Source organism: Lentimicrobiaceae bacterium (genome assembly GCA_023227965.1).
Lineage (GTDB): Bacteria > Bacteroidota > Bacteroidia > Bacteroidales > JALOCA01 > JALOCA01.
Map to the genome: position 1 here is coordinate 13,423 of JALOCA010000025.1, position 11,714 is coordinate 25,136.

The following is an 11,714-nucleotide window of genomic DNA, read 5'->3' on the forward strand; positions in this document are numbered from 1 at the left end:
AATTTTCCAATTCATACTTACTTAATGCCTGTTATGGTAATTTCCGTCCGGCGGTTACGGGCTCTTCCTGCCTCCATGCTGTTATCGGCTATGGGGCGGCTTTCGCCATAACCGGTAGCCCTGAGCCGCTGTGCAGCAATTCCTTTTTGCAGCAGGTATCGTATAACTGATTGTGCACGCTGTTGCGATAGTTGCAGGTTATAGGTTTCTTCGCCCGCATTGTCGGTGTGCCCTCCTATTTCCACATGCAGTTGCGGGTTAAGAGCAAGGAATGTTACCAATTTGTTAAGCTCGGTTTCCGATCCGGACTGCAGGGCAAAGGAATCAGTGGCAAAAAAGATATTATACAAGATGGTGTTGCTTCCTATTTCTATTTTTTGCAACGCCACATTTTTTTGAACGGGGTGAACGACATTTGCGGAATCATGCAGCCAAAAACTGTCAGAGTAGAACAAATATCCTGTTTTAGATACGTTCAATGCATAGTTTTTTCCCGAAGGCAGGCAAATGAAGAAGCTACCTGTGAGTGAATCGGAAAAGGCATTAAAAATCTCCATTCCGGTCTGAATGTCCAAAAGTTGAAAGTCTGCCTGCAACGGTTTGTGGGTTTTGCTATCGAAAACTTTTCCTTTGCAATATCCTACAGACAGTGGATGTGCTATTCCGGGCAGCCGAAAGCGGTAAATATCATTTTTGGTTTTTTCCCCTTCTTTGTCCGACGAAATGTAAGCATATTCCCCGGCGGCATCTACCACCATATTCAGTTCATTGCGATAGGTATTAATGGGATAGCCAATATTTACCGGCTGATGCCAACCGCCTTTCCCGTTTTTTTTCACCATAAAAATATCCATCCCCCCCATGCCGGGATGCCCATCTGACGAAAAATAGAGGGTTTGGTTATCGGGATGAATAAAAGGTGCCATTTCATTACCACCTGTGTTGACAGAATCGCCGAGATTGATGGCATTGCCCCATGAGCCATCAGGCATACGGTTGCTGATCCATATGTCGGAACCTCCTTTGCCTCCCTGACGGTTACTTACAAAATACAACGTTTTACCATCAGTGGAGATGGATGGTTGCGTATCCCAGGCTACTGAATTGCATTTATCACCAAGATTTTGTGATAAGCTCCAACCTTCTGCCCTTTTTTCGGAACAATAAATATCATAACTCCGGCTGGTTCCATACGAATAGTTATCAAATATCATGGAAAAAAACAGCAATCTGCCATCGGCAGAAATACAGGCGGCACCCTTGCTCGCATCTTCTGTTCCCGGTATAATTATTTCTTTTGCCCGGAGCCAATCGCTACCATTTGCCTCCGCAAGCATCAGTTTTTCCGCATCATCGCTGCCTCTTGGAGTTTCCCAAAAATATCTTGCACGAGTTAATAGCAATTGATGCCCATCTGCGGTGATGGCATTTACATATTCATTATCAGCAGTATTTACATTATTACCCAATGGCTCCGGATTAAATTCCACCGGATGACTAAGGGCATTCAGGGCAAAAATACAGTTACGTACTTCTTTTTCCACCTCATTGAGGTCCTTTACCCTGCTATGCTGCAAATATATTCGGAAATGTTGCAAAGCCCGGGAATAATCACCTGCTTGTTTTTCCATCGTAGCCATGGTGTAATAGACAGGAGGATAATATAAAGAATCGAGGGAGACTGCTTTATAATAGTCGGCAAGTGCAAGTTTTGTGAGACTATCGCTGCCCGTCCGGGGGATTAAAGCTGCATACACATCGCCACGCAATATCCATGCATCGGTAAAACCAGGATCGGCATATAGTGCGCGCGTGAGTTTTTGCAGTGCCTGGGCAAACTGTTGGTTATTACAATTTTTTTTGGCTTCACGATACAACTCTTCTGCTTTTTTAGAAGTAGTAAGCGGGTTTACCTGTGCATGAAGAACATTTTGCATCAGGATAAGATACAATAAGATACAAAATTTTCCCTTCATTTTATATTTTTTACAAACCTACGCAAAAATGCACTTTCAGGATTGGTAGCAGAGCAACAGTTATTTTTTTGCATTCTTCAATGCAGAAAAGTAAAATTTTTTAATGCTGTTTTTCTCATCCTACCAGTAAAGAAGTCATGGATATTGATCCCAACACCACTTTATCATTAAAAAAAGTGATGTTTTCATTCTCCCGTTGTAAACCGAGTATGTACAAGAGTGGAAGAAAATGTTCTGGAGTAGGTATTGCCATTGTTACGGCACTACCCAACGTTGCATATCCGATAAGTTGCTCGTGTGCACGTTCGAAAATGTATTTTTTCAATAAGGTATTTGCTTCCTGTGCCCAGCCATATCCTCCCTCCGGGTTATGCCAGTCTACCCTGCGAAGGTTGTGCACTATGTTGCCGCTTCCTATTATCAGCACACCCTTTTCGCGAAGTGATGCCAACTCTTTTGTCAAAGTATAATGGTATTGCGGCGGCTGATAGCCGTCGAGGCTTAATTGCAGTACGGGAATATCAGCTTCCGGGTATAAATGTTTTATCACGCTCCATGTTCCATGGTCGAGACCCCATTGCATATCGGACTGTACCTCTGTTTGTTTTATTAACTTCCTGATTTCGTTTGCCAGAACAGGATTTCCGGGAGCAGGGTATTGTACCGCATACAATGCATCGGGGAATCCTCCGAAGTCGTGAATGGTACGGGGCTTTTCCATTGCCGTAACAAACGTTCCCTTTGTTTCCCAATGTGCCGAAATACAAAGGATAGCCAAGGGCTTGGGCATGTTTTTCGCCGACATTTTCCATCCTTCTACAAAGGCATTTTCTTCAATGGCATTCATAGGGCTACCATGCCCTGCGAAAAGCATCGGCATAGTCCTATTATTTGTATGTAGTATATTCATGAGTTTATACCTATTTTTTATTGTAAGTATGATAGAATATGCAAATATCAGATTTTAATGTTTTGTCCCCCGATCCGCCATTTAAACTCTGATAATTCGAAGTATCATACAATTAATCAATGAAATAAATCATGAATTTTTCAATGACAGATTTGGGTTTATTATAAAATTTGATATTTATGGAATTACAAATTCCTTTATGTTCCGAACGGAATTATAAATTCTGTTTAGCCAACGTTGACGGTGTTGGTCGGCTTATAATTGATGTTACGTTTATTTTTGGATTTTATTTTCCAATTCGTCTAATCGGTCATTTGCAGAATGAACCATCATGGTAACACGAACGAAAGGCAACGCCAGAATTAGTAATGCAAACGAAGTAAGCAACTCAAACCAGTTGAAGTTCACAATGTTTACAATAACCCCGGTTAAACCAATCAGAGCTGCTAAAATTCCACCGGGAACTCCCAGCGGACATCTGAGTTTTTTCTTTTCTTTCATTTTTTTAAAATAATGATTAACAACTATTTAATTTATTGATTAATTCTTCTTTTGTCGGCACACTTCTGAAAACTAATCTATTGTTAATTAAAAGTGCAGGAACGGCATGTATACCCAATTTTAATGTTCTAATCATGCCCATTGGCGAACTTGCAAGACTTTTCTTCAACACAAACTTGTTTTCAAACTGTGGCAGAACTTCGTCGAGCATACGTTTCAAAATTTTGCAATTAGGACAAGTTAATGTGTAAAACATTTCGATTAAAATTGGATTTTCTCCTTCCATTTATAAAAATAATTAAATATTCATTATAAAACACGTATAAACATTTTATGTTTCACCATGTATGTAAATAATTTTTATAATTTAGGATTAACCAGCCGTTGCCTTGGTCGTTTTTTATATTTTTAGAAAAAGAAATAGTCAGAAATTGCAGGTGAAACCCCCTTTCCCTCACATACTAATTGTCTATTTATTTCTTAATCCGTAAACTGTCCTGTAATGATAGCCATATACGGTATAGGTTATTGCATCCATAAATAAGCCCGGGCGATGAAATAATGCCCAGATAAAAAATTTCCAGTATTCACCCCGTCCTTTATTTACAATCCCGATAATAAAAATTGATTTAATGAAGGCAAGCAAGTATGAAAATTCAATTTTATTTTGTTTTACGGGGCGTCGTTTATAGTCCAGTAAAAACCGACGAGCCCTTTTATAATATGGCTTTACAGAATATATATTTTTAATTATTGTTTTATAGCCATCCAGTAACTCATTGTTATCCATTTTAGGAATAAAGTTCATGGAAAAATCGGTATTATTACCGCTTGCTTCTATAGTCAATCTGTTTTCCGCCTCCATTCGTTCGTATAATTTTGTGTTTTTGGGTGCATTTAACAACCCAACCATTGCAGAAATAATCCCACTTTGCTGTATAAAGTCAATCTGCCGTTGGAAGACAGTGGAGGTATCACTGTCGAAGCCCACAATAAATCCACCCGAAACCTGCATTCCTGCTTTTTGTATTTTTTTCACACTTTGGAGCAGGTCTCTGTTTTTGTTCTGTATCTTATTACATTCCTGGAGAGATTTTTCATCGGGAGTTTCGATACCGATAAAAGTGGAACTGAACCCGGCATCAATCATCAAAGTCATTAGCTCTTCGTCATCAGCAAGATTAATGGAAGTTTGGGTACTAAACGTAAATGGATATTCGTGACCCTGCATCCATTGTTGTATAGCCGGAAGCAGATTATTTTTAATTTCTGTTTTATTTCCAATAAAATTATCATCAACAATAGATACCGGACCGCGCCAATTCAAATTATACAACGTATTCAATTCTTCCAATATCTGGCTGGTATCTTTCATCCTTACTTTATGCCCGAGAAGCGAAGTAATTTCGCAAAAATCACATGCAAAGGGACATCCACGGGTAACCTGGATATTCATAAAGGCATAGTCCTTCTTCGATAATAAATAGAAATCGGGTATGGGAGTTAAAGTAATATCGGCAAATGCATCGGTTTTATAAATTCTTTGAGGAGTTTGCCCGTTTTCCAAATCTTTCAAAAACGGGGGCAGAGTAATCTCCGCTTCATTCAATATAAAATGATCAATTTGAGGATAGTTGCTATATTCTTGTGTAAAAAGAGGTCCACCCGCAACAATTTTCACTTTATGCTTCATGCATTCTTCTATAACCCTTTTTACCGACTCCTTTTGTATGTACATGGCACTGATAAAGACATAGTCAGCCCAGGCGAAATCACTTGCTTGCAGTGCAGATACATTCATATCAACCAGTCTTTTCTGCCATGTTGAAGGGAGCATTGCCGATACGGTAATTAATCCCAGAGGAGGTACGGCAGCCTTCTTGGAAATAAAACGCAAAGCATGTCTGAAACTCCAGAACGAATCGGGATATTGAGGGTATACCATTAAAATATTCATCGTTTTTTAATTAAGAATAAAACTTTACAAAGTTAATTCTCAATAATTTTTTTTTTAAAAAAAAGGGATTAACAGAAGATAATCAGGGATAAAACCCGCCATATAGTGGTTAATATCACAATGTAAAGATAAGTGGTATTTATCCCCCTAAAGATTAAAGCGTTTCTTTCAGCTTCAACAGATACTGGCGTGAAACCGGAATAAGTTCATCAAATCCTTTGATGGTCAGCCAGTGGTTATTGTAATTCTTGTTGAGTCGTTCAATATAATATGTATTTACAATACATATTCTATGGCAACGAATAAAATTGGAATAGGGCTTTATCTGTTGCTCAACATTTTTAAGGGTATTCCTTATGAGTTTCTTTTTAAAAGTATCGCCTTCCTTATGTATAATTTCCACATAGTTATCGGCGGATTTAATGAAAACAACATCCGCAATAAGAAGGTCTAATTTTTCGCCGCTGTTCTCCGAAATAAATGTTATGTTTTTGTTCAAGTAATTTTCTTCGTATTTTTCGATTTGTTTTTGTATCATTTTTCTTTCTAAAACAAGTGCTTCGTTTTGCTGCTTTAATTTCTTAACCACATCATATAGCCATAAAACTACAGGCGGTGCAAGACAAATCAAAGCCACCTTAAACATTATATAAAAGGTAATACTTACAAATCCCACATAATGCAGATAAAAGGCAAAAGCGACCGAATTTAATGCCAATATCATGAAACCGCCCATATTAGAAGGCAAAATTGATTCAAGTCTGTTTTGGTTATAGTTTTGAATGAGCCAGGGATAAACCAATCTCACCAGTACCATGAACAAAAAGACAATTGCCCCTAACCCGGCGACAAATAGTAAGCTGTTGTTAAAATCAAACCCGTGAAGTGGAAAGGGTTGAAAAAAAAGAACAAATAAAAACACACCCAAACTGATACTGAACAAAAGTCCCAGCTCTTCTTTCAATAAATATAGTAATTGGTTTAGTTTTTTGCTCATCACTGAAAACTAATTAAAATTCGGATTTTTACATCCCGGGTATTTTAAATGATTAAGACCGTTATAAAAGTTGTGTTCTATTTATATTTCGACTCGCTCAATACTAATCATTTAAAAACATACAAAAATAACTGATTTTTTTGTTAAATTTCACCTGTCGTATCTAAAATCCAATAATTAAATTCTGTTCTACCTGGAGAGCAACAATTTTTATTATTCACTAATTAACCCATTAGATAGCCAGCACATTATCCCTTCTTCTCCATCCTGCTTACTTTCAAAACTCCCTTGAGTTTTTTCAATTGACGATAAAGAGTATCCAACTGCTTACGGTCCTTTACATACACAGTAAAATAGCCTTCAAACTTGCCACCTTTGGACGTTATTTGCATAGAACGAATATTCACATGCATTTCGTCGGAAATAAGGTTGGTAATGTTGCTGAGCATTCCCACTTCGTCAACACCTATTATACGAATATCGGCAAGAAAAGCAGTAAGCGTACCAGGGTGCCCCCAACATGCGGTAGTTACGCGGTAGCCATAGCGATTCCGCATTTGCAAGGCGTTAGGACAATCGGCACGATGGATAGTGATGCCTTTCTCCACAGTAATGAAACCAAAAATTTCGTCTCCATACACCGGACTACAACATTTTGCCTTTTTAAAATCGCTGATTTCGGAAGTATCGTTGATTATTACAACCACTTTCGATAAATCTTCTTCCCGTTCGGGCGTTTTTTCCGGTTCTGGTTTTTCAACCGTTTTTTCCGGTTCAACTTTGGGTGCAGACAGAAAAACTTCTTTTATTTCGGTGATGTCAATTTTCCCGGAACCAATGTCCTGGTAAAGTACAAGCGGGCCAGCCAATCTGAAAAAGGCAACCAGTTTGTTTATATTTTCGTCGTTAAACTGGAGTTTTAATTGGGAAAGCTTGCGGGCAAGCATATCTTTGCCCATATTGGCATCCTTACTGAAGAGTTGCTCTTTCAGAGTGCGTTTTATCTTTTGTTTTACCCTAGGTGATACCACCCAGTTAAGCCAGTCAATATTCGGTTTCTGGTTTTTGGAAGTAATGACCTCTACCTTGTCACCGTTTTTCAGTACATGTTTAATGGGAACAATTTTACCATTTACCAATGCGCCGGTACATTTCGAACCTATGATTGTGTGAATGTCGAAGGCAAAATCGAGAACGGTAGCTCCGGAAGGAAGTTTTTTTAAATCGCCATCAGGGGTGAAAACATACACATCACTCGAAAATGTTTTTAGTTTGTTAAGGTCGTTGAGGTCTTTTTCGTCGGAAAGGGGCTTATCGAGCATTTCTCTTATCTTTCGCATCCATTGGTCGCCTTCGTCGCGGTTGCTCGCTTCTTTGTACTTCCAATGAGCGGCATGGCCTTTTTCGGCTTCTTCATCCATTCGCCGCGTACGGATTTGTACCTCCACAAATTTTCCCCGAGGTCCCATAACCGTAATATGCAACGATTCATACCCGTTCAATTTGGGGATGGTTATCCAGTCGCGTAAACGCAGGGTATCGGGTTTATAAATATTGGTAATAACGGTATAAACTCTCCAGCAATCCTCTTTTTCTTTTTTTAACTCCGATTCTATAATAATACGAATGGCGAACAAGTCGTAAACCTGATTAAAATCAAGATGCTGCTTTTGCATCTTGTTCCATACAGAAGGGATGGATTTGGTGCGGCTTTTTATTTCGTAAGTATAACCTGATATGTCCAGTTCTTTGCGTATGGGTTCAACAAAATCGCGAATGTAACGTTCCTGCATCAGTTTGAACTGAGTAATCTTTACAGAAAGATCTTCATACTCATCTGGTTTCGAAAACCGCATACTTAGGTCTTCTAGCTCGGTTTTTATCCAGTATAAGCCTAAACGGTGCGCTATGGGAATGTAAAGCAAGGTGGTTTCCGACAATATTTTTTGTTGCATTTCGGGGCTTAGCGTTTTAAATCTTCGCATGTAATGCAACCTGTCGGCAAGTTTAATCAGGATAATACGTGGGTCTTCCGAATAGGTAAGGAAAAGACTGATAAAGTTTTCGGCATTCAGCGAAATTTTTTCGGTTTGCATTCTGCTGATATTTGCCATTCCACCGAGGATGCCTGCAATTTTTTTTCCAAAAACCTTTTCAATTTCTTTTACCGGGAAATTTCCTTTATGGATGATATCGTGCAGTAATGCACAGATAACAGAAGTAAGCCCTAATTCGAGTTCTTTGGCAACAATACGTGCCACATCTATGGAGTGGATAAAATAAGGATCACCCGATTTACTGGTTTGGGAATGCAAGGTTTGATAGCACAAATCAAAGGCATTGCGAAGCAGTTGGTATTCATTTTTACCGAGAGGTTCGGAAAAAACTTCAAGCAAGTCTGCAAACTGGGAAACGAGTTGTTCCTTTTCTTTTCTGTCTTCTGAAAGCATTCCTGCCCTTTGTATGTTAGTAATTTAACTTCTGTAATTATTTAGGTTCGTTTTTTTGAATCTCGCTTTTCTGTTTGGGATTTTGGGAATCGGCTATTGCCTCCCGCATCTTTGTGTCGGATTTTATATTTTCAAATTTATAATAATCCATCACACCCAGGTTTCCGCTCCGGAAAGCATCGGCAAGAGCCATTGGGATCTGCGCTTCTGCTTCTATCACTTTTGCCCTTGCTTCCTGCGCTTTAGCTTTCATTTCCTGCTCGGTGGCAACAGCCATGGCACGGCGTTCTTCGGCTTTGGCCTGTGCAATATTTTTATCGGCATTTGCCTGGTCCATTTGCAGCATGGCTCCGATGTTTTTCCCTACATCCACATCTGCAATGTCAATGGAAAGGATTTCGAAGGCGGTTCCCGAATCGAGCCCCTTGGCAAGAACCACTTTAGAAATGGAATCAGGATTTTCGAGCACTTCCTTATGCGATTTTGCAGAGCCAATAGCGGTAACAATACCTTCGCCTACACGTGCAAGCACGGTTTCCTCACCTGCTCCGCCCACCAATTGTTTGATACTTGTACGTACGGTTATCCTTGCTTTAACAATTAGCTGTATACCATCCTTGGCTACTGCAACAACAGGAGGTGTGTTAATAACTTTGGGATTAACCGACATTTGCACGGCTTCAAATACATCGCGACCCGCAAGGTCGATGGCTGTCGCCATTTTAAAATCGAGTGAGATATTGGCTTTGTCGGCAGAAATAAGTGCGTTTACTACTGATTTTACCCTGCCACCTGCCAAAAAATGTGCTTCCAGCTCATTTCTGTTCAAAATTAAGCCTGCTTTTGTTGCATTTACTAATGCACTTACAATTACGTTTGGGGGAACTTTTCTCCATCGCATCAGTACAAGTTGGATAAGAGATATTTTAACTCCCGATACTAAAGCTGAAAACCATAAACCTACGGGGATAAAGTAAAAAATCAGCCAAAGTCCGAAAAGACTAGCTATTCCGATTGCTAAAATGATAATGGGTTGCATATTATTAGAATTTAATTGAGAAATCAGGATTCTTTAAGTTTTACAATCAGTTTATTGGCTTCAACTTTCATGACAATAATTTCTTTTTGCTGATCAATAAAATCGCCCTGAGTATGGGCTTCAAAATATTCGTCATTAACAAGCACTTTGCCTGCGGGAGCCAAACGCGAAATGGTAATTCCGGTATCGCCTGCTTTTACGGCATCATTTTCTATTACATTCATTTTGCCTGTAATTTCTGTTTTCAGCATCATACGGTTCCATGTTTTCGAACGTAGGGAAAGGATAAGCAACCCTATACCGGCAACTAATGAAATTGCAAGGGTAACATGCCCTGCCGTGGCACCATATATTCGGTAGGTTTGCCATATGCCCAATGCTATCAGGATAAAGCCCAGGATACCGGCTACAGTAGTACCGGGTAAAACAAGCACTTCGAGAACGATAAATACAATTCCGATAAAAATCAAAAGGGCAATAACGGTCCAGCTCATACAATAGTTTTATTGAATACTAACACTTAATCCCTTGTTCGTCATTTTTTTTGCATAAGGCTCAAGTTTGTCGGGCAAGCCAGTTTTAACTGTGCATTTCCCCTTGAAATGGGCGAGCAATGCACATTGTTCCGCCTGACAAGGTTCGTGTTCACAGATTTCTATAAGAGATTGAATCACAAAATCGAATGTATTTACATTATCATTATGTAATACTAAATCGCTGTAATCCTCATGTTTAGATTCAGATAGAGGTTGGGTGGAGGTTTTTTCGTCGGTTGCCATATCTGTACACATTTTCTTCCACTGTAAAATTACTTTTTTTTCCCATGCAAAATTTGTCTTGCATTTTTTTTATTAACAATCAAAAAACGGAATCCAAACAGCACAAAAACCGGAAAATTATTCACTCCTTTCATTCAATTTTTAAATAATGGAATATCTGTTAAAGAAGGCTATTTATACGGAAACTGTGCACTTTACGAACAACATAGGGATTTCCATATAATGTTTCTACCTGTGCTTCCAAAAATGCCTGTTCATATACCCGTTTACCAGGCGATAGGTGATATGTAATAGTTCCTACCCCATTTTGTGTAGGTATAATTTGCCTTTTTAGCCCCTCCGAGGTTTTCATCAGCTTAAAAAACCTTACGTTTCTGGCTTTATCTGTAGTAGATAGCTGTATAATATATTTATTGTCAGTAGCTATCCGGTTAATAGTTTTTACCACTATCGCTGTTTTATAATCAATCTGTTTACCTTCTTTCGTGTATTCTTTTAAGCCTGGCTGGGGATAATCATTTTCATAAGGAATTTCGGCTGCTACCTTTCCGTTTTTATAATAGCGGATCATCGGTCCGTTTTTTTTCCCTTTGACATAATGAATAAGGGTATTGAGCTTCCCGGAAGTATAATACAGCTTCCCGGTTCCCTCTTTTTTCCCGTTTATATAAATAAATTCATGGCTTACTTTCCCATTTTCAAAATAATTACGGGCAATGCCATCATATTTTCCTTTGTTAATGGTAATTTCAGAAACCAGTGTTCCATTTGCACGAAAAGTGCGTTTTATATTATTTCCCTTTAAATGGTTGGCAGGCAGATTATCATCCGCATTCTGCGTCTGTTGCTGACAGGAAACAAAAAATAGTACGGCAACCAATTGAAAAATAAATAATTTCTTCATGCTTTGCTGATATTATGATATAATAACGGAAATATTTAACTTAAGGTGTTCAAATGTAAAAAGTTTTTTGCCAATTCTGATTTTTTTATACTTTTATCGCCGATTGAAAAAGGGATTATCATTATATCAATTTACACACTATGCTTATAAACTTAATTAAAAAGAACTGGTTATTAATTGTACTTTGTTGTTTTATATCTG

General features: G+C 38.7%; 11 protein-coding genes. All 11 read right to left on the minus strand.

The window, feature by feature from the left end:
* Positions 1-17 precede the first annotated feature (17 nt).
* A complete protein-coding gene (locus tag M0R21_09220) occupies positions 18-1,976 on the minus strand; it encodes an OmpA family protein (GenBank protein MCK9617998.1) in 1,959 nt (652 codons plus the stop codon).
* 115 nt (positions 1,977-2,091) lie between these two features.
* Positions 2,092-2,886 (minus strand): 4,5-DOPA dioxygenase extradiol, encoded by a 795-nt coding sequence (gene ygiD, locus M0R21_09225; protein MCK9617999.1) that lies wholly within the window; start codon positions 2,884-2,886, stop codon positions 2,092-2,094.
* A gap of 273 nt (positions 2,887-3,159) precedes the next feature.
* A complete protein-coding gene (locus M0R21_09230; GenBank protein ID MCK9618000.1) occupies positions 3,160-3,387 on the minus strand; it encodes a hypothetical protein in 228 nt (75 codons plus the stop codon).
* 16 nt (positions 3,388-3,403) lie between these two features.
* A complete protein-coding gene (locus M0R21_09235) occupies positions 3,404-3,673 on the minus strand; it encodes a thioredoxin family protein (GenBank protein ID MCK9618001.1) in 270 nt (89 codons plus the stop codon).
* Between the two features lie 183 nt (positions 3,674-3,856).
* Positions 3,857-5,332 (minus strand): DUF4070 domain-containing protein, encoded by a 1,476-nt coding sequence (locus M0R21_09240; protein ID MCK9618002.1) that lies wholly within the window; start codon positions 5,330-5,332, stop codon positions 3,857-3,859.
* A gap of 166 nt (positions 5,333-5,498) precedes the next feature.
* A complete protein-coding gene (locus tag M0R21_09245; protein MCK9618003.1) occupies positions 5,499-6,341 on the minus strand; it encodes a LytTR family transcriptional regulator DNA-binding domain-containing protein in 843 nt (280 codons plus the stop codon).
* A gap of 248 nt (positions 6,342-6,589) precedes the next feature.
* Positions 6,590-8,791 (minus strand): RelA/SpoT family protein, encoded by a 2,202-nt coding sequence (locus M0R21_09250; protein MCK9618004.1) that lies wholly within the window; start codon positions 8,789-8,791, stop codon positions 6,590-6,592.
* 37 nt (positions 8,792-8,828) lie between these two features.
* Positions 8,829-9,830, minus strand: a complete 1,002-nt coding sequence (gene floA / locus M0R21_09255) for a flotillin-like protein FloA (protein MCK9618005.1) — start codon at positions 9,828-9,830, stop codon at positions 8,829-8,831.
* A 23-nt stretch (positions 9,831-9,853) separates the two neighbouring features.
* A complete protein-coding gene (locus M0R21_09260; protein ID MCK9618006.1) occupies positions 9,854-10,324 on the minus strand; it encodes a hypothetical protein in 471 nt (156 codons plus the stop codon).
* 9 nt (positions 10,325-10,333) lie between these two features.
* Positions 10,334-10,609, minus strand: a complete 276-nt coding sequence (locus M0R21_09265; GenBank protein ID MCK9618007.1) for an ATP-dependent Clp protease adaptor ClpS — start codon at positions 10,607-10,609, stop codon at positions 10,334-10,336.
* A gap of 160 nt (positions 10,610-10,769) precedes the next feature.
* Positions 10,770-11,513 carry a hypothetical protein gene (locus M0R21_09270; protein MCK9618008.1) on the minus strand — a complete coding sequence of 248 codons (744 nt, stop codon included), beginning with the start codon at positions 11,511-11,513 and terminating at the stop codon, positions 10,770-10,772.
* Between the last annotated feature and the right edge of the window lie 201 nt (positions 11,514-11,714).

Coding starts and splice junctions, on each gene's coding strand:
- M0R21_09250 (MCK9618004.1), bottom strand. CDS start 8,791: ATGCTTTCAGAAGACAGAAAAGAAAAGGAACAACTCGTTTCCCAGTTT.
- ygiD (MCK9617999.1), bottom strand. CDS start 2,886: ATGAATATACTACATACAAATAATAGGACTATGCCGATGCTTTTCGCA.
- M0R21_09220 (MCK9617998.1), bottom strand. CDS start 1,976: ATGAAGGGAAAATTTTGTATCTTATTGTATCTTATCCTGATGCAAAAT.
- M0R21_09240 (MCK9618002.1), bottom strand. CDS start 5,332: ATGGTATACCCTCAATATCCCGATTCGTTCTGGAGTTTCAGACATGCT.
- M0R21_09270 (MCK9618008.1), bottom strand. CDS start 11,513: ATGAAGAAATTATTTATTTTTCAATTGGTTGCCGTACTATTTTTTGTT.
- M0R21_09265 (MCK9618007.1), bottom strand. CDS start 10,609: ATGGCAACCGACGAAAAAACCTCCACCCAACCTCTATCTGAATCTAAA.
- floA (MCK9618005.1), bottom strand. CDS start 9,830: ATGCAACCCATTATCATTTTAGCAATCGGAATAGCTAGTCTTTTCGGA.
- M0R21_09235 (MCK9618001.1), bottom strand. CDS start 3,673: ATGGAAGGAGAAAATCCAATTTTAATCGAAATGTTTTACACATTAACT.
- M0R21_09245 (MCK9618003.1), bottom strand. CDS start 6,341: ATGAGCAAAAAACTAAACCAATTACTATATTTATTGAAAGAAGAGCTG.
- M0R21_09230 (MCK9618000.1), bottom strand. CDS start 3,387: ATGAAAGAAAAGAAAAAACTCAGATGTCCGCTGGGAGTTCCCGGTGGA.
- M0R21_09260 (MCK9618006.1), bottom strand. CDS start 10,324: ATGAGCTGGACCGTTATTGCCCTTTTGATTTTTATCGGAATTGTATTT.